At 66.0% G+C, this 15785-nt stretch carries 20 protein-coding genes and 2 pseudogenes; 12 read left to right on the top strand and 10 right to left on the bottom strand.

The window, feature by feature from the left end:
- Positions 1 to 48: 48 nt before the first annotated feature.
- Positions 49 to 1250 (bottom strand): annotated as a pseudogene (locus ROSELON_RS15305) (pyridoxal phosphate-dependent aminotransferase).
- A gap of 126 nt (positions 1251 to 1376) precedes the next feature.
- On the opposite strand from ROSELON_RS15305, the gene ROSELON_RS15300 reads away from it, so the two are divergent.
- The 3 genes from ROSELON_RS15300 to ROSELON_RS15290 are packed head-to-tail and all read left to right on the top strand — an operon-like array spanning position 1377 to position 2659.
- The gene (locus tag ROSELON_RS15300; protein WP_025313182.1) at positions 1377 to 1796 is read left to right on the top strand and encodes a helix-turn-helix domain-containing protein; all 420 of its coding nucleotides are present in this window, start codon (positions 1377 to 1379) and stop codon (positions 1794 to 1796) included.
- A 13-nt stretch (positions 1797 to 1809) separates the two neighbouring features.
- On the top strand, positions 1810 to 2103 hold the full coding sequence (locus ROSELON_RS15295; RefSeq protein ID WP_025313181.1) for an FAD assembly factor SdhE: 294 nt from the start codon (positions 1810 to 1812) through the stop codon (positions 2101 to 2103).
- A 58-nt stretch (positions 2104 to 2161) separates the two neighbouring features.
- Positions 2162 to 2659, top strand: a complete 498-nt coding sequence (locus ROSELON_RS15290) for a MarR family winged helix-turn-helix transcriptional regulator (RefSeq protein ID WP_025313180.1) — start codon at positions 2162 to 2164, stop codon at positions 2657 to 2659.
- A gap of 69 nt (positions 2660 to 2728) precedes the next feature.
- Here ROSELON_RS15290 and ROSELON_RS15285 read toward each other — a convergent pair whose 3' ends face one another.
- From ROSELON_RS15285 to ccmA, 5 genes and pseudogenes are all read right to left on the bottom strand, one after another.
- The gene (locus tag ROSELON_RS15285; protein WP_051508426.1) at positions 2729 to 3322 is read right to left on the bottom strand and encodes a DsbE family thiol:disulfide interchange protein; all 594 of its coding nucleotides are present in this window, start codon (positions 3320 to 3322) and stop codon (positions 2729 to 2731) included.
- On the bottom strand, positions 3322 to 3474 hold the full coding sequence (gene ccmD, locus ROSELON_RS17925) for a heme exporter protein CcmD (protein WP_342665303.1): 153 nt from the start codon (positions 3472 to 3474) through the stop codon (positions 3322 to 3324). The genes ROSELON_RS15285 and ccmD overlap by 1 nt, the downstream gene beginning before the upstream one ends.
- Positions 3474 to 4208, bottom strand: coding sequence for a heme ABC transporter permease (locus tag ROSELON_RS15280; RefSeq protein WP_025313178.1), 735 nt, complete (start codon positions 4206 to 4208; stop codon positions 3474 to 3476). Before ROSELON_RS15280 ends, ccmD begins: the two co-directional genes overlap by 1 nt.
- A 56-nt stretch (positions 4209 to 4264) precedes the next feature.
- On the bottom strand, positions 4265 to 4921 hold the full coding sequence (gene ccmB, locus ROSELON_RS15275) for a heme exporter protein CcmB (RefSeq protein ID WP_025313177.1): 657 nt from the start codon (positions 4919 to 4921) through the stop codon (positions 4265 to 4267).
- Positions 4918 to 5542, bottom strand: a pseudogene (ccmA, locus tag ROSELON_RS15270) (heme ABC exporter ATP-binding protein CcmA). The gene ccmB and the pseudogene ccmA overlap by 4 nt, the downstream one beginning before the upstream one ends.
- A gap of 287 nt (positions 5543 to 5829) precedes the next feature.
- On the opposite strand from ccmA, the gene acnA reads away from it, so the two are divergent.
- From acnA to ROSELON_RS15245, 5 genes are all read left to right on the top strand, one after another.
- On the top strand, positions 5830 to 8577 hold the full coding sequence (gene acnA, locus ROSELON_RS15265; RefSeq protein ID WP_025313175.1) for an aconitate hydratase AcnA: 2748 nt from the start codon (positions 5830 to 5832) through the stop codon (positions 8575 to 8577).
- A gap of 216 nt (positions 8578 to 8793) precedes the next feature.
- Positions 8794 to 9501 (top strand): SDR family NAD(P)-dependent oxidoreductase, encoded by a 708-nt coding sequence (locus ROSELON_RS15260; RefSeq protein ID WP_025313174.1) that lies wholly within the window; start codon positions 8794 to 8796, stop codon positions 9499 to 9501.
- A gap of 41 nt (positions 9502 to 9542) precedes the next feature.
- Entirely contained in the window at positions 9543 to 10349 is an 807-nt protein-coding gene (locus ROSELON_RS15255) for a dimethylarginine dimethylaminohydrolase (RefSeq protein ID WP_025313173.1), read from the top strand.
- A complete protein-coding gene (locus ROSELON_RS15250; RefSeq protein ID WP_025313172.1) occupies positions 10346 to 10822 on the top strand; it encodes a methyltransferase family protein in 477 nt (158 codons plus the stop codon). Before ROSELON_RS15255 ends, ROSELON_RS15250 begins: the two co-directional genes overlap by 4 nt.
- Before the next feature lie 118 nt (positions 10823 to 10940).
- Positions 10941 to 11672, top strand: coding sequence for a DUF1223 domain-containing protein (locus ROSELON_RS15245; RefSeq protein ID WP_245605362.1), 732 nt, complete (start codon positions 10941 to 10943; stop codon positions 11670 to 11672).
- Here ROSELON_RS15245 and ROSELON_RS15240 read toward each other — a convergent pair.
- Genes ROSELON_RS15240 through ROSELON_RS15230 form a run of 3 tightly spaced genes read right to left on the bottom strand, consistent with a single transcriptional unit; the run spans position 11669 to position 13963 of the window.
- The gene (locus ROSELON_RS15240; protein ID WP_025313171.1) at positions 11669 to 12598 is read right to left on the bottom strand and encodes a lysophospholipid acyltransferase family protein; all 930 of its coding nucleotides are present in this window, start codon (positions 12596 to 12598) and stop codon (positions 11669 to 11671) included. The genes ROSELON_RS15245 and ROSELON_RS15240 overlap by 4 nt on opposite strands.
- 56 nt (positions 12599 to 12654) lie before the next feature.
- Entirely contained in the window at positions 12655 to 13527 is an 873-nt protein-coding gene (locus ROSELON_RS15235; RefSeq protein WP_025313170.1) for a DMT family transporter, read from the bottom strand.
- A 1-nt stretch (position 13528) separates the two neighbouring features.
- Entirely contained in the window at positions 13529 to 13963 is a 435-nt protein-coding gene (locus ROSELON_RS15230) for a TIGR01244 family sulfur transferase (protein ID WP_025313169.1), read from the bottom strand.
- A 193-nt stretch (positions 13964 to 14156) separates the two neighbouring features.
- Here ROSELON_RS15230 and ROSELON_RS15225 point away from each other — a divergent pair, with 193 nt between their 5' ends.
- The 3 genes from ROSELON_RS15225 (at position 14157) to ROSELON_RS15220 (ending at position 15045) form a co-directional block, all read left to right on the top strand.
- A complete protein-coding gene (locus ROSELON_RS15225) occupies positions 14157 to 14486 on the top strand; it encodes a TraR/DksA family transcriptional regulator (RefSeq protein WP_245605361.1) in 330 nt (109 codons plus the stop codon).
- A gap of 104 nt (positions 14487 to 14590) precedes the next feature.
- Positions 14591 to 14776, top strand: coding sequence for a hypothetical protein (locus ROSELON_RS18255; RefSeq protein WP_156945957.1), 186 nt, complete (start codon positions 14591 to 14593; stop codon positions 14774 to 14776).
- A 74-nt stretch (positions 14777 to 14850) separates the two neighbouring features.
- The gene (locus ROSELON_RS15220) at positions 14851 to 15045 is read left to right on the top strand and encodes a hypothetical protein (RefSeq protein ID WP_025313167.1); all 195 of its coding nucleotides are present in this window, start codon (positions 14851 to 14853) and stop codon (positions 15043 to 15045) included.
- Between the two features lie 58 nt (positions 15046 to 15103).
- On the opposite strand, the gene ROSELON_RS15215 is transcribed toward ROSELON_RS15220, so the two are convergent.
- Complete coding sequence (locus ROSELON_RS15215; protein WP_025313166.1) at positions 15104 to 15319, bottom strand: hypothetical protein; 216 nt, start codon at positions 15317 to 15319, stop codon at positions 15104 to 15106.
- 164 nt (positions 15320 to 15483) lie between these two features.
- On the opposite strand from ROSELON_RS15215, the gene ROSELON_RS15210 reads away from it, so the two are divergent.
- Positions 15484 to 15756, top strand: coding sequence for a DUF2312 domain-containing protein (locus tag ROSELON_RS15210; protein WP_025313165.1), 273 nt, complete (start codon positions 15484 to 15486; stop codon positions 15754 to 15756).
- Positions 15757 to 15785: the final 29 nt, after the last annotated feature.

Raw genomic sequence — 15785 nt, 5'->3', positions numbered from 1 at the left:
GGTGCTGTCCCCGCGTGGCACGACGCGACACCGGGGCAGGGCGGTGGATCAGCTCAGCGCGGCACAGAATTCCTGAATGCGTGTGCAGGCAGCCGTCAGGTTTTCGTCCGATGTGGCATAGCTGACCCGGAAACAGGGCGAGAGGCCGAACGCCCCGCCGAACACCACGGCCACGCCCTTTTCTTCCAGAAGCGCGGTGGCGAAGGTCTCGTCACTGTCGATCACGGTGCCGGCCGGCGTCGTCTTGCCCATGCAGCCCGCGATCGACGGGTAGACGTAAAAGGCGCCTTCGGGAACCGGGCAGGTCACGCCCTGCGCGGCGTTCAGCATCTCGACCACCAGATCGCGGCGGCGCTGGAAGGTGGCGTTGTTGGGCGCAAGGAAATCCTGCGGCCCGGTCAGCGCCTCGAGCGCGGCCCACTGGCTGATCGACGAGGGGTTCGAGGTCGATTGCGACTGGATCTTGCGCATCGCCTTGATGACCTCTTCGGGGCCGGCGGCATAGCCGATGCGCCAGCCGGTCATCGCATAGGCCTTGCTGACGCCGTTGCAGGTCAGCGTGCGGTCGTAAAGGCCCGGCTCGACCTGCGCGGGGGTGGCAAACTCGAAATCGTCATAGACAAGGTATTCATACATGTCGTCCGACATCACCCAGACATGCGGGTGGCGCATCAGCACATCGGTCAGGCCCTTGAGTTCCTCGGCGGTATAGCCCGCGCCGGTGGGATTCGAGGGCGAGTTGAAGATGAACCACTTGGTGTTCGGGGTGATCGCGGCCTCCAGCGCCGCGGGCGTCAGCTTGTAGGCGGTGTCGGCGCGGCCTCGACGATCACGGGCTCGCCACCGGCCAGCAGCACCATGTCGGGGTAGCTGACCCAGTAGGGGGCGGGGATGATGACCTCGTCGCCGGGGTTCAGCGTCGCCATCAGCGCATTGTAGAGGATCTGCTTGCCCCCCGTTCCGACGCTGACCTGGGCAGGGCTGTAGGACAGGCCATTGTCGCGCTGGAACTTGTCGCAGATGGCCTGTTTCAACTCGGGAAGGCCATCGACGGCGGTGTATTTCGTCTTACCTGCATCAATGGCCGCCTTGGCGGCATCCTTGATGTTCTGCGGCGTGTCGAAATCGGGCTCGCCCGCGCCCAGGCCGATGACATCCTTGCCCTGTGCCTTCAACTCGGCCGCGAGGTTCGAGACAGCAATGGTGGGCGAGGGCTTCACACGGGCCAGCGTGTCGGAAAGAAAGGGCATCGGGTCGCTCCGGGTTGTTGGGCGGGGTTGAGCCGAACCCCGACAATCGGGGTCGTTTGCAATAGGTCGGGCCCATGCTTAGGGTGCGCTCGCGCAGCAATCAAGCCGCCACCGAGAGGAGACGAGATGACCACCACCCCCGAAGACGGCGAAACGACCGAAGGCCCCGGCTGGTACGATGCCGCGGCGACCACCTTCGGCGACCGGGTGACCGGCGCGCGCGAGGCGGCGGGGCTGAGCCAGGCGGAGCTGGCCAAACGGCTGGGCGTCAAGGTCAAGACGGTGCGCGGCTGGGAAAACGACCAGGCGGAACCGCGGGCGAACAAGCTGCAGATGCTGGCCGGCATGCTGGGCGTTTCGATCATGTGGCTGCTCAGCGGCGAGGGTGACGGGCTGGACGGCCCCGACCTGCACGCGCCCTTGTCCGATGACATGACCTCGGTTCTGGCGGACCTGCGGCGGCTCAAGGTCGAACAGGCCCGGCTGGCCGAAAAGATGGGGCGACTGGAAAAGCGGCTGCGCCTGACGCTGGCCAACGACCTGTGATGGAGACCGTTCAATGAGCGTCGAGACCGCCGACATCCGGATCAAGCGCCTGCGGATGCGGGCCTGGCATCGCGGCATCAAGGAAATGGACCTGATCCTGGGGGGATGGGCCGACCGGCACCTGGCCGATGCCGATGCCGCGACCCTCGATGCGTTCGAAGCCGTCCTCGCCGAGGCCGACCAGGACCTGTATGCTTGGGTGTCGGGGCAGGCCAACCCGCCTGCAACGCTGGCGCCGATGCTGTCGCGCGTGGCGGCGGAATTCAAATCGGATCTGGCCAAGGGTCAAAACGCGACCGGCGCTTAACGACTTCTTTCCATTTTTGGCCGAATCTTGCCCGCAAGTCGGATTTGCGGAGACCAAGATGAGTATGCACGCGCCCCTTGCGACGTCATCCCGGACAGGGTTCCTGGCCGGGTACATGGAATCCCTGTCGCTGGTGGAGCGTTTGCACCGCCTGCTGCTGGACGTCATCAAGGATGAATTCGAACGTCTGGGCATCCTCGATATCAACGCGGTGCAGGCCCTGCTTCTGTTCAATATCGGTGACAACGAGGTTACCGCGGGCGAGCTGAAATCGCGCGGCTACTACCAGGGGTCGAATGTCAGCTACAACCTCAAGAAGCTGGTCGAGATGGGCTACATGCACCACCAGCGCTGCGAGATCGACCGCCGGTCGGTCCGCGTGCGCCTGACCGAGAAGGGGCGCCAGGTCCGCGATGCCGTCGCCGATCTCTTCGAGCGGCAGGCCAACGGGCTGGAGCGCCAGGGGGTGCTCGATCTCGACGGTCTGGATCGCGTGAACCATTCGCTGAAACGGATGGAACGCTACTGGACGGACCAGATTCGCTATATCTACTGAGGCAGGCAGGCCGGGGGTGGGTGCAGCCCCCGCGTCAAGGGACACTCGGGCACGTGGGGCGCCCGGCTGTCACTCGGCCGCAAGGGGCGGCAATTCCGGCAGGCTATGGCCTGCCGCGGCCAGCGCGGGGGCGATCTGGTTGTCGATCGACCGCCGCGTGATCGGGCCGCGAAAATGCAGAACGACCACGCCGGCGTCATCTATGAAGAAGGTCTCGGGCATGGCGACGACGCCCCAATCGCGGCCATTTCGGGCCTCGGGGTCGCGGCCCATGGCGTCATAGGGATTGCCCAGATCGTCGAGGAACTGTTCGGCCTGGGACAGCTGATCGCGGTAATTCACGCCAAAGAGGGGCACACCGGCCTCGGCCAGCGCGGTCAGGTTCGGATGCTCGGTCCGGCACGGGGGGCACCAGCTGGCAAAGAAGTTCACCATGATCAAGTCGCCATGCCCTTCCAGCATGCCGCGGTCCAGCAGCGGCGTGCCCTCCATCGGCTCAAGCGCCAGAGGCGGGGCGGCGCGACCCTGTTGCGCCGAGGGCAGGGCGGCCGTGTCGACGCCCAGTTGCTGGGCGCCCTGCGTGCTGAGCAGCTGGTAGCCCGCGACCCCGAAGAACCCCAGGGTCACGGCCAGCGGGATGATCATCAGCCAATTGATCCTCATCAGGCTTTTCCGCGCCGTTCCTCGACGGCATTCAGTTTGCGATGCACGCGCCGCGCTTTCCAGATCGAGCCGAAAATCAGCACCGCCAACAACAGCAGCGACCCGGCATAGGCCGACAGAACCGGCACCGCATATTGTCCGAGATCGGGCATCATGTGGCCATCCTTTCCTGCGCGATCAGGGCCTTGAGGCGCCGGGCGCGAATTTCGGTACGGGTCCGGTACAGGACAAGCGTCAGGAACAGAAAGCCGAACCCGGCCAGGGTGATCACCAGCGGATACCAGAAGACATCGGCGATGTTTTCCTCGGCATCCATGGACAGGGTCGCGCCCTGGTGCAGGCCCTGGTTCCAGAACAGAAGCGCATAGCGGGAGATGATGGCAAAGACCGATCCGACCAGGCACAGGACACTGGTCAGGTCGGCCGCCGAGTCGGGGTTCTCGACCGCCTCCCACAACGCCATGTAGCCCAGATAGAACAGGAACAGGATCAGGAACGAGGTCAGGCGCGGATCCCATTCCCACCAGGTGCCCCACATCGGCTGGCCCCAGACCGCGCCGGTGAACAGCGCGATGACGGTAAAGATCATGCCGACCGGCGCGGCGGCCTTGGCCGCCAGCGCGCTGACATGGTGCCGCCGGATCACCCAGATCAACGAGGCGACCAGCATCATCAGCCACGCGTTGACCGCCATGATAGCCGAAGGCACGTGGACATAGATGATCTTGACCGTCGATCCCTGCCGGAAATCATCGGGCGTGAAGAAGAACCCCCAGACCAGCCCGACGACGAGACAGATCGCGGTGATCGCGGTCACCCACGGCAGCATCCAGGCCGAGGTGGCCATGAACTTGCGCGGGTTGGCATATTCCCAAAGCGAAGACATGGACTGAGTTTTAGGCATGGACGGGCAAGCTCTCAATGGGGCAGGGGCGCGCGGGTCTAGCGCAGATTGACGCGGAGGGCGGCGGCCGCCGCAAAGGGCAGGATGGCAAGTGTCCCGAGGGTGATCCCGGCCAATAGAGCCAGGGGTGTTGTGGCGTCCAGCCCCTCGGCCCCGCGGCTGACGGCCAGCGCGCCGAAGATCAGGGTGGGCACGTAAAGCGGCAGCACCAGCAGTGACAACAGCAGCCCACCGCGCTTGATGCCCACGGTCAGGGCCGCGCCGAAGGTGCCGATGGCGCTGAGCGCGGGGGTGCCGACCGCCAGAGACGCCACCAGCCACGGATAAGCCGGCGCGGGCAGGTTCAGCAAGAGGCCGAGCGCGGGCGCAAGGGCGACCAGCGGCAGGCCGGTCGTGATCCAGTGGGTCAGCGCCTTCATCGCGGCCAGCCCTTCCATCGGGACGGGCGATGTCGCCACGAGGTCCAGCGTCCCGTCTTCCCAATCGAGCTGAAAGATGCGGTCGAGCGACAACAGGCAGGCCAACAGCGCGCCCAGCCACAGGATGCCGGGCGAGATGGTGCCGAGAATGCCGGTCGCGGGCCCGACGCCGAAGGGCACCAGCGTGGTGAAGATCAGGAAGAACGCGAGGCTGAGGCCAAAACCGCCGCCGGCCCGGATGGCCAGGGCCAGGTCGCGTTTGAGCAGGGCGATCATGCGTCCAACCCCATGGCGAACGGGTCATCGACGCGCAGACGCCTGGCGATGAAGGGCGAGATATCGAGGCTGCGCGCGGCAGGCAGACCCAGGTCGATATGCGTGGCGATCACGGCCGACCCGCCGCCCTCGAGGTGCCGTTCGACCGCAGCGGCGAAGCGTTGCACGTTCTTGGTGTCCAGCGATACGGTCGGCTCGTCCAGGCACCAGACGGGGCGGCCCGTCACCAGCAGGCGCGCCAGAGACAGCCGGCGTTTTTTGTCCGGCCGACATGTCGCCCGCGCGCCGATCCAGCAACCCCTCGAGGTCGAAGGAATCGACAGCGCGGGTGATCGTGCCCGAGGCAAAGACACCGGCCCAGAAGGTCAGGTTTTCCTGCACGGTCAGCTGCGATTTCAGCCCGTCGGCATGGCCGGCATAGGCGATCGAATCCGGCGCACAGGCGACGTGCCCCGACAGCGGCGGGGTCAGCCCGGCCAGGGTGCGCAAAAGCGTCGTCTTGCCCGCGCCGTTGGGTCCGCGCAGGATTAACGCCTCGCCGGGCGCGACGGCAAAGCTGACATCGGCCAGCACCTGCGTGGACCCTCGGGCACAGGAAAGATTGGAAACGGTCAAGGTCATTGCGGCCCAAGCGGTAACCCATCGCTGCGCCAAGGGGAAGCGGCCGCGCGCCGCGCCGCAATGCCGCGTCCCGTGACCCGGGCAGCCCACCGCCCGGATGACCGGCAAGCCCGTGTGGCGCGGACGCATCCTGCCGAAACCCCCGGCGCGGGTCGAAACCGGAAAAGAGGTATGCAACCGCATGCGGATTGGCCCCGGACCCCTTCCATCCCTCTTGATTGCGCTTTAAGTCAATGGCAGGAGCAGTCTGACAGACGCAGCCAGCGACCGGATAAAGGGAGGCACCCATGCCCATTACCGTCGGCCACGACACCGCAAAGACCCGCAAGACGCTGACAGTCGGCGACAAATCCTATGCCTATTACTCGATTGCCGCCGCCGAGGCCGCGGGGCTGGGCGATTTCTCGAGACTGCCCGCCGCGCTGAAGGTGGTGCTGGAAAACATGCTGCGCTTCGAGGATGGCAAGACGGTGTCCGTCGACGACATCAAGGCGTTTTCCGAATGGGCCGACAAGGGCGGCAAGACCCCCCGCGAGATCGCCTATCGCCCCGCCCGCGTGCTGATGCAGGATTTCACCGGCGTCCCGGCCGTGGTGGACCTGGCCGCCATGCGCGATGGTATCAAGGCGTTGGGCGGCGACCCGCAGAAGATCAACCCGCTGAACCCGGTGGATCTGGTGATCGACCACTCGGTCATGATCGACGAGTTCGGCAATCCGCGCGCCTTCCAGATGAACGTGGACCGCGAATACGAGCGCAACATGGAGCGCTACACCTTCCTGAAATGGGGGCAGACCGCGTTCAACAATTTCCGTGTCGTGCCGCCGGGCACCGGCATCTGCCACCAGGTGAACCTGGAATACCTGGCGAAAACCGTCTGGTCGGACGTGGACCAGAACGGCGAGATGGTGGCCTATCCCGATACGCTGGTGGGCACCGACAGCCACACGACCATGGTCAATGGCGCCGCCGTTCTGGGCTGGGGCGTGGGCGGCATCGAGGCCGAGGCCGCGATGCTGGGTCAGCCGATTTCCATGCTGATCCCCGAGGTCGTCGGCTTCGAGCTGACCGGCGCGATGGTCGAGGGCACCACCGGCACCGACCTCGTGCTGAAAGTCGTGGAAATGCTGCGCGCCAAGGGCGTGGTCGGCAAGTTCGTGGAATTCTACGGTGCGGGCCTGGATACCCTGCCGCTGGCGGATCGCGCGACCATCGCCAACATGGCGCCTGAATACGGGGCCACCTGCGGCTTTTTCCCGATCGACAGCGAAACGCTGCGCTACCTGCGCAACACTGGTCGCGACGAAGATACGCTGGCGCTGGTCGAAGCCTATGCCAAGGAAAACGGGTTCTGGCGCGATGCCGATTACGCGCCGGTCTATACCAATACGCTGAGCCTCGACATGGGCACAATCGTGCCCGCCATCTCGGGCCCCAAGCGGCCGCAGGATTACGTCGCGCTTGACCGGGCGGCGGACGCCTTCTTCAACGTGGTGTCCGAGTTCCGGGGCGAGGACGAGACCCTGGCGGCCACCGACATGGCCAGCGAAGGCCCGACGCCCGACGCGCTGGTCGATCCGCGCAAGAGCGCCAAGGTGGATGGCGAGGCCTACGAGCTGCGCGACGGGTCGGTCGTGATCGCCTCGATCACCTCCTGCACCAACACCTCGAACCCCTATGTGATGATCGGGGCAGGCCTGGTGGCGCGCAAGGCGCGCGAGTTGGGCCTGACGCGCAAGCCCTGGGTCAAGACATCGCTCGCGCCCGGCTCCCAGGTCGTGTCGGCCTATCTGGAGGCCGCCGGCCTGCAGGAGGATCTGGACGCCATCGGCTTCAACCTCGTCGGCTACGGCTGCACCACCTGCATCGGCAACTCGGGCCCGTTGCAGCCCGAGATTTCCAAGGCGATCAACGACAACGATCTGATCGCGACCTCGGTCCTGTCGGGCAACCGCAACTTCGAGGGCCGGATCAGCCCCGATGTCCGCGCCAACTACCTGGCCAGCCCGCCGCTGGTCGTGGTCTACGCACTGGCCGGCGACATGAACATCAATGTCGCCAAAGACCCGATTGCGCAGACGCCTGATGGCAAGGACGTGTACCTGAAAGACATCTGGCCGAGTTCGCAGGAAGTGGCCGAACTGGTCGAACAGACCGTCACGCGCGAGGCGTTCCAGACCAAATACGCCGATGTCTTCAAGGGCGACGAGAAATGGCAGGGCGTCTCGGTTCCGAAACAGGAAACCTATGACTGGCCCGCGACCTCGACCTACATTCAAAACCCGCCCTATTTCCAGGGCATGGGGGCCGAGCCGGGCACGATCTCGAACATCGAGGGCGCGCGCGTTCTGGCCATTCTTGGCGACATGATCACCACCGACCACATCAGCCCTGCTGGGTCGTTCAAGGACAGCACCCCGGCCGGTCAGTACCTGACCGAACGCCAGGTGCCGGTGCGCGAGTTCAACTCCTACGGGTCGCGGCGCGGCAACCACGAGGTCATGATGCGTGGCACCTTCGCCAATATCCGCATCAAGAACGAGATGCTGGACGGGATCGAAGGGGGCTATACCCTCGGGCCGGACGGTCAGCAGACCTCGATCTTCGATGCCGCCATGGCCTACCAGGATCAGGGCACGCCACTGGTCGTCTTCGGCGGCGAGCAATACGGGGCCGGCTCCAGTCGCGACTGGGCGGCCAAGGGGACGAACCTGTTGGGCGTCAAGGCGGTCATCGCCGAAAGCTTCGAGCGGATCCACCGCTCGAACCTGGTGGGCATGGGCGTCATTCCGTTCGAGTTCACCGGCGGCGACACGCGCAAGTCGCTGGGGTTGAAGGGCGACGAGACCGTCGCGATCCACGGTCTCGACACCATCACGCCGCTGGCCGAGGTGCCTTGCACGATCACGTTTGCCGACGGGTCGGTCAAGGAGATCACGCTGAAGTGCCGGATCGATACGGCCGTCGAGATCGAGTATATCGAGCATGGCGGTGTCCTGCACTACGTGCTGCGCAACCTCGCGAAAGCCGCCTGAGAGCGGCGCGAGGCACTCACTTCGAAGGGACAGTGAGGGGTGGCCCCCGGTCGCGGACCGGGGGCCTTTTCCTTTTTGGTGTCGCCGCGCGTGTCGCGCGCCGACCGGGGCAGGCGCGGCCTCGGACCCCCTCTCGGGGGCCGCTCGCCCGCGCCTTGGGGCGTTGTGTCGGGCGTTGCGCCGGGGCAGGCTTGGGCGGGACAAAGGGGGCAGGCGATGGACCGGGTGGCTTTGGTAACGGGCGCGGCAGGCGGGATCGGCGCGGCGATTGCGCGGCGGTTGGCGTCGGAAGGCTGGCGCGTGGTGTTCAGCTACCGCAGCCGAGGGGCGCAGGCCGAGGCATTGGCGGAAGCGATCGGCGCGCGGGCAGTGGCCTGCGATCTGGCACAGCCCGGCGCGGCCGAAGCGTTGGTGGCCGATGTAATGGCGCAAGAGGGGCGCATCGACGCGTTGGTCAACAACGCCGCCGCGATGGCGGGCGGGCCGGAGGGGGGCACCACCCCGACCCATCGCGACCTGATCGAGGTGAACCTGACCGCGCCGATCACGCTGATGGACCTGATGCGCGGGGCCACGGGGCAGGGCGGGTCGGTGGTGAATATCTCATCCCTCAATGCGGTGCGCCCGCCCATGGGCGCCGCCGCCTATACCGCCAGCAAGGCGGGGCTGGATGGCGCAACCGCCGCTTTTGCGCGGGAATTGGGGCCGCTTGGCATCCGGGTGAATGCCGTCGCACCCGGCCTGATCGAAAAGTCCGAGGCGCCGCGCCCGCCCGAGATGGTCGCCGAGGTGATCGCGGCCACGCCGCTTGGCCGCAGCGGCCGGCCCGAGGATGTCGCCGGCGCGGTGGCCTTTCTGCTGTCGCCCGATGCCGGGTTCGTCACCGGGCAGGTTCTGACGGTCAGCGGTGGCTACCGGCTTTAGATGGCTGGACAAGGCCGCGCCCCGGCGCGATGACTGCGGGCATGGAAAACCGCTCGATCACCTTCACCCATGCGCTGTGTCGCGCGCCCGCCGCCTCGGTCACGGAGGGCTTGCGCGCCGTCGATCAGGGCGACCCGGACCCGATGGCCTTTGCGCGCGAACACGCGGCCTATGTGACGGCGCTACGCGCGACCGGGGCGACCGTGACGGTCCTGCCCGCGCTGGAGCATTTCCCCGACAGCGTGTTCATCGAGGATCCGGCGCTGGTGCTGAACGGCGTTGCGATCATGCTGCGCCCCGGCGCGCCTAGCCGGGCGGGCGAGGCGGCGGCGCTGCGCCCTGATCTTGTCCGGCATTGCGCGGGCGTGATCGACCTGCCCGAGGGGGCGGTGGATGGCGGCGACATCCTGTGTTCCGACACCGAAGCGATGGTGGGTCTGTCCGCGCGCACCGACCGCGCGGGCATTGCGGCGCTGCGCCCCCTGGTCGAGGACCTGGGTTATCGGCTGCGGCTGGTCGAAACCCCGCCCGAGATCCTGCATTTCAAGACCGAGTCGAGCCTGCTGGACCCCGAGACGATCCTTGCGACGCCGCGCCTTGCCGCCACGGGCTGTTTCGACGGCTATCGCGTGATCGAAACCGCCGAGGGCGAGGCGGCCGCGGCCAATGCGATCCGCTTCAACGCGCCGGTCTTGCTGAGTGCGGGGTTCCCGCACACGGCCGAACGCCTGACGCATGCGGGATACGAGGTGGTCGAACTGGCCACCACGCAGGCCGCGCTGGTCGATGGCGGCCTGTCGTGCATGTCGCTGCGCTACGCCATCCCTGACGGGCGGGGGGCCACATGATCCGCTGGTTGCTGGACGGACCGCTCAAGGGGTTTCCCGATATCCCGCCGGTCTGGCTGACGGTGTTCCTGGTCGCGGCCTGGGTCTTGAACGAATACCTGCCGTTGGTCACGGCCTTCGGCTTGGTGTTCCGCGCGGCGGGCGGGCTGCTGATCGGCTTTGCGTTGGCCGTGATCGCGTGGTCGGCATGGTGGTTCTGGCGCAAGAAAACCACGATCGAGCCGCATCACACCCCCACCGCGCTGATCGTTGAGGGGCCGTATCGTTACAGCCGCAACCCGATCTACCTGGGGCTTCTGGCGATCGTGACGGGCTATGTCCTGTGGCTGGGGTCGCTCAGCCCCGTGCTGCTGCCTTACCTGTTCTTTCACGTTCTGACGCGCCGGTTCATCGAGCCCGAGGAAGAAGGTCTGCGGAAAATCTTCGGGGCCGAGGCGCACCGCTATCTGAACGCGACGCATCGCTGGCTCTGACAGCGGCCGCGCGGGATTGTAACGCGCTCTCGCAAAGGCTTGATTGGCCAGCACAGGGCGATCGGCTTAGCTCTGGACGAGTTGGGACATTCGAAACGATACGGGGAATTCTGGGCGCATGGGTATCGCACGTCACGCTGCCGCGTTGTTGACCGGGGTGGGCCTTTGGGTGGTGCCGGTCGGCGCGCAGGCACAATCGCCGGTCGTGGTCGAGCTGTTCACCAGCCAGGGCTGCTCGGCCTGCCCGCCCGCCGACGGGTTGCTGGCGCAATTGGCCGATCGTGAGGGCGTGATCGCGCTGGCGCTGCATGTCGATTACTGGGATTACATCGGCTGGGCCGACACCTTTGCGCAGCCCGCTTTTACCCAGCGGCAGCACGACTACGGCGTCGCCGCGGGATCGACCGTGGTCTACACGCCGCAAATGGTCATCGGCGGGGCCGATCACGTCGTGGGCTTTCGCCCGATGGAGGTGGCCGACCTGCTCATGGAGCATGGCAATGCCCCCGATCCGGTGCGCCTGAGCGTGGACGCCACCGGCGATGGCTATGACCTGCAAGCCGACTGGCTGGCCGACACGCCCGCCCCGCCCATGGTGGTTCATCTGGTCGCCTATCAGCCGGAAGAACGGGTCGAGATCGCCCGAGGCGAGAACGCGGGACGGGTCGCGGAATACCACAATATCGTGCGCGCTGGCATGTGTTGGCCGATTGGGACGGGGCCGCGCCGTTTGCGACCCGCCTTGCGGCCTCGGATGGGCTGCCGCGGGTTGTCATCGTGCAGCATCGCGATCACGGGCCGATCTTTGCCGCCGCTCGGGTGGACTGATCCGGCCGAGCGCGGGGCCTAGTCTTTGCCCGCAGCCGCGGCGGCGCGGCGTCGACGTTTCTTTTTTTCCAGGCGCTCGGGCTTCCAACGGCGGTGGATCCAGAACCATTGTTCGGGCCGGGCGCGGATCTGCGCCTCGAGGCTGTCATTGAGCGCTTGTGTCATCTCTTCCGGCGTGCCGGGCGGGATGGGCGCTTCGATCTCGATGGCGAAACTCTGACCATCGGGCAGACGCGGGCAGTAGATGGGCACCAACAGCGCATCGTGGCGCAGGGCCATCTCGGCGGCGGAGAGCGAGGTCAGGGCCTCCTTGCCCATGAATGTCAGGAAGGCGCCGTCGCTGACATACTGATCCAGCATCATGGCAGCCTGACCGCCCTGGCGCAGCGTCTTGAGAAACGCCGCCAGCCCGCGCCGGTCGCGGGAATAGGCGGTGCCGCCTACGGCCTCGACCGACCAGACGTAATGGGCGTTGGCGTAGGGGTTGTTGAACGGTCGATACAGGCCGCCAATGGATAAGCCCCGCGCATTCAATGCCACGCGCCCGACCTGCCAGTTTCCGAAATGGCCGGTCACGAACAGCATCGGTCGGCCTTCTTCCTGGGCCCGGGCAACAACGGGCCAGCCCGCGCCCTGCGGCGTCAGCCCGGCATATCGGGCGATCTGTTCCTTGGGCGAGTAGTTCTCGATGATGGTGCGCCCGATATTGTCGAGCGCGGCGCGCGCGATGCGGCGACGCTCGGCCGGCGGCATGTCGGGGTAGATATAGGCCAGATGGGCCTCGGCGCGGCGGCGATAGCCCGCGATGGGCCCGACGATGCGGGCCATAAACGCGCCCATTGCCGGGATGCGCCAGCGCCAAGGAACAAGCCGGATCGCGGCCACGGTGCCGCGAAACGCCGCGTCACTCAGCCGGTCGAGCCAGTCTGTTCGGTTCTTCTTGGACATCGCCGCGTCCCGCGTCTTGCGCCCGACGGGTTGACCAGCAGGGGCAATGCCGTGCCTTAGGCCTCGGCCCGGCGGGCGCGGGTTTCACGGTGCCAGACATAGACGCCGGCCCCCACGATCACAAGCGCGCCGAGGGCCGACAGCGGATCGGGGGTTTCGCCGAAAAACAGCACGCCGTAGATCGTGGCAAAGATCACACCGGCATAGCCGAACGGCGCGACCACCCCGGCCTCGGCCAGCGTCAGCGAGCGGATCAGCAGCAACTGCCCGGCCGCCCCCACCGCGCCGAGCAGCACGAAACGCGCCGCGTCCCAGGGCGGTGGCGTCTGCCAGACGGCGGGCACCATCAGGCTGGCCACGATGGTGCCGATGAGCGCGGTGTAGAGAAACGAGGTCAGGATCGGCTCGTCGCGGCCCAGAAACCGCGTCGTCAACGCGTAGGAGGCGTAGCAGAGCCCCGCCACCAGCGGCAGCAGTGACGCCAGCGAAAACACATCCGATCCGGGGCGGATGATCAGCAGCGCCCCCACCAGCGCCGCACCGATGCCGATCACGCGACGCGGGCCGAGCGTCTCCTTGAGGATCAGGGCCGCCCCCAAGGTCAAAAGTACCGGGTGTATGTTCAAGACGCCCGTGGCCGAGGCGATTTCGAGATGGCCGAGCGACGTGAAAAAGCACAAGGTCGCCGCGAACAGAAAGCCCGAGCGCAGCAATTGCAGCCCGAGGTGCCGGGTGCGCATCAGGATATGCAACCGCGGGGCGAGCAGCAGTGCCACGACGGCCATCTGCCCCGCATAGCGCGCCCACACCACCTGCACCGGGTCGTAGTCCGCGCCCAGGGCCTTGGCCATGGCATCCATGGACGAGAACAGAAAGATCGCGCCGATCATCATCACGATGCCCTGCGCCACAGGCGTCAGGCCGCGCATGTCAGCCCTTGGATTTCTGCAAGGCCAGGGCCTCGAGATTGGGGCGCAACCAGTCCAGGCTTTGGCCGGCGGCCCGCGCCCGCGACAGGATTTCGTCGATTTCCATCTCGCCCGCGACGCCAAGCGCCCAGACGATGGTCGAGCGCGCCCCCGAATTGCAATAGGCCACGACCGGGCCTTCGGCGGCATCGATCGCCTCGGATTGTTCCTCGATGATCGGCAGGCTCAGCGCGCCGCCGACCGGATTGAAGACAAAGGTGAGGCCCGCCGCCTCGGCCGCCTGTTGCATCGCGGCGGCCTGGATTGGCGGCGGAACCTCGGCGTCGGGGCGGTTGCAGATCACGGTGGTGATTCCCTGATCGGCCAAGGTCTGCATGTCGGACGGCTCCAGCTGGGCCGAGGTGTGATAGAGGTCTGTGACCTGGCGTATATCCATGTTCTGCGGTCCTGTTGCCCGGCCATGCGGCCCTGTGCGTTCCATGCGTCCTACATGCCGCAACCGGCGTCCGAGGGAAAGAGGCCGCCCGACGCATCCTTGATCGAGATCAAGGTCACGATGCCGTGTAGAGGCGTAGGCATGTTGAAACGATCCGGCCCGAAACGAAGGCTGGACCCGCGGAGGGCGAAGGATGACCAAGGCACAGATGGATCTGAACGCACGTCGTGAACAGCTGGAAAACCGGCTGGCCGATCTGGATGCGCGCCTGCGGGAGATCGACGAAGAACTCGACAGCCACCAGTCCAAGGACTGGGAGGAACTGGCCACCGAACGCGAAGGCGACGAGGTGCTGGAACAATTGGGTGTGTCGGGACAGGCCGAGATCCAGCAGATCAAGGCCGCGCTCGCCCGGATGGAAGAGGGCGAATACGGCTACTGCGTGAAATGCGGAACCGAGATCACGGCCGAACGCCTCGATCTGCTGCCCTACACGCCGTTCTGCCGGAGCTGTGCAGTGTAAGTTGATTTCAGGGAAACGCGCGAAAACCTAACCCTGTTTTGGAGTTGGACATGGCATGTCAGGGACGACCCAGTGATCTGGAAAACAAAATTGCCCGCCTCTTGATGACACGTGTAGCAGGACACGAAGTGGCGGCAAGATTGAAGGAAGTGGATGCCGGTTGGCATGATCGTGCGGCGATGGCGGATTTGCGCGCGCGACGGGCGGAAATGCAGCGGGACGCGGGATATCGCGATTTCGACAACGTGTATTCCCTCGACGGGGCGCGGATGCGCTCGGCGGTGGGGTGACGACGCCATCGGGAAGATGATAATCTAGGTCCGATCGGCCAGGAGGGGCCGACCCGGCACTGGGGGGATTGCGAATGAATACGAATGACAAGACCTCCTCCGGCGCGGTGCCGGAGGATGACGCGGATCAGGCCCATACCGAGTTGCGCCGCAGTGGCGGTCGCTCCGAAACGGATGACGCCCCGGCCAAACCGCGCCCGAGATCCAAGGTGATGCCCAAGGAACTCGATGACGACGACGACGATCTGTTCAACGACATGCCTGTCTGACCAAGCCAGGCGTGAGGGTGTGGCGGTGCCTTGCGCCGCGTGAATGCCCCCTTGCGGGTCACGCCAGAAAGACGCCCAGAACCACGGACATAAGCCCCAAGATCGACACCAGCAAAGCGCCCATGTTGATCGCAACGATGCGCTGCAGGCGGGCGCGCAGGGCATCGTCGGGCAATCCGGCCCGTTTGGCGGATATCGCGGCCACGATGCAATAACCCAATGCGATCAATCCGATAACGGCCAAGGCCGTGCCGATCCAGATCATCCATTCCATCGTCTTGCCCCTGTGCAACCGCCGACTTGCGGCCTAGCCCAAGCCAAGGTGACACGCAAGTCTTGCGGGGCGCGTCCGGCCCGGATAGACCACGGGTCCGGCACGCCGCGAACGCGGCCACGCCTCAGTCACACGCCACCCCAAACCCCCGCAAGGAGCGCCCGATGGACGAGATGATCGAAACCGACGCCCGCCCCGACAGCTACCGCGTCACCGCTGACGAATTGCGCCAGTTCATCGAGCGGTTCGAGCGTCTCGAAGCCGAGAAAAAGGACATTGCCGAGCAGCAGAAAGAGGTGATGGCCGAAGCCAAGTCGCGCGGATACGACACCAAGGTGATGCGCAAGGTCATCGCCCTTCGCAAGCGCGAGCCCGACGACATCGCCGAAGAGGAAGCCGTACTCGAGATGTACAAGGAAGCACTCGGCATGCGCTGAGTCCCGCTTGGCAGGGTGTGAGCCGAGCG

The sequence above is a fragment of the Roseibacterium elongatum DSM 19469 genome (assembly GCF_000590925.1).
GTDB classification, from domain to species: domain Bacteria; phylum Pseudomonadota; class Alphaproteobacteria; order Rhodobacterales; family Rhodobacteraceae; genus Roseibacterium; species Roseibacterium elongatum.
The sequence above is the reverse complement of the archived record's forward strand: the minus strand, read 5'-3'. Positions and strand labels throughout refer to the sequence as shown.

Coding starts and splice junctions, on each gene's coding strand:
- ROSELON_RS15300 (WP_025313182.1), top strand. CDS start 1,377: ATGACCACCACCCCCGAAGACGGCGAAACGACCGAAGGCCCCGGCTGG.
- ROSELON_RS15295 (WP_025313181.1), top strand. CDS start 1,810: ATGAGCGTCGAGACCGCCGACATCCGGATCAAGCGCCTGCGGATGCGG.
- ROSELON_RS15290 (WP_025313180.1), top strand. CDS start 2,162: ATGAGTATGCACGCGCCCCTTGCGACGTCATCCCGGACAGGGTTCCTG.
- ROSELON_RS15285 (WP_051508426.1), bottom strand. CDS start 3,322: ATGAGGATCAATTGGCTGATGATCATCCCGCTGGCCGTGACCCTGGGG.
- ccmD (WP_342665303.1), bottom strand. CDS start 3,474: ATGCCCGATCTCGGACAATATGCGGTGCCGGTTCTGTCGGCCTATGCC.
- ROSELON_RS15280 (WP_025313178.1), bottom strand. CDS start 4,208: ATGTCTTCGCTTTGGGAATATGCCAACCCGCGCAAGTTCATGGCCACC.
- ccmB (WP_025313177.1), bottom strand. CDS start 4,921: ATGATCGCCCTGCTCAAACGCGACCTGGCCCTGGCCATCCGGGCCGGC.
- acnA (WP_025313175.1), top strand. CDS start 5,830: ATGCCCATTACCGTCGGCCACGACACCGCAAAGACCCGCAAGACGCTG.
- ROSELON_RS15260 (WP_025313174.1), top strand. CDS start 8,794: ATGGACCGGGTGGCTTTGGTAACGGGCGCGGCAGGCGGGATCGGCGCG.
- ROSELON_RS15255 (WP_025313173.1), top strand. CDS start 9,543: ATGGAAAACCGCTCGATCACCTTCACCCATGCGCTGTGTCGCGCGCCC.
- ROSELON_RS15250 (WP_025313172.1), top strand. CDS start 10,346: ATGATCCGCTGGTTGCTGGACGGACCGCTCAAGGGGTTTCCCGATATC.
- ROSELON_RS15245 (WP_245605362.1), top strand. CDS start 10,941: ATGGGTATCGCACGTCACGCTGCCGCGTTGTTGACCGGGGTGGGCCTT.
- ROSELON_RS15240 (WP_025313171.1), bottom strand. CDS start 12,598: ATGTCCAAGAAGAACCGAACAGACTGGCTCGACCGGCTGAGTGACGCG.
- ROSELON_RS15235 (WP_025313170.1), bottom strand. CDS start 13,527: ATGCGCGGCCTGACGCCTGTGGCGCAGGGCATCGTGATGATGATCGGC.
- ROSELON_RS15230 (WP_025313169.1), bottom strand. CDS start 13,963: ATGGATATACGCCAGGTCACAGACCTCTATCACACCTCGGCCCAGCTG.
- ROSELON_RS15225 (WP_245605361.1), top strand. CDS start 14,157: ATGACCAAGGCACAGATGGATCTGAACGCACGTCGTGAACAGCTGGAA.
- ROSELON_RS18255 (WP_156945957.1), top strand. CDS start 14,591: ATGACACGTGTAGCAGGACACGAAGTGGCGGCAAGATTGAAGGAAGTG.
- ROSELON_RS15220 (WP_025313167.1), top strand. CDS start 14,851: ATGAATACGAATGACAAGACCTCCTCCGGCGCGGTGCCGGAGGATGAC.
- ROSELON_RS15215 (WP_025313166.1), bottom strand. CDS start 15,319: ATGGAATGGATGATCTGGATCGGCACGGCCTTGGCCGTTATCGGATTG.
- ROSELON_RS15210 (WP_025313165.1), top strand. CDS start 15,484: ATGGACGAGATGATCGAAACCGACGCCCGCCCCGACAGCTACCGCGTC.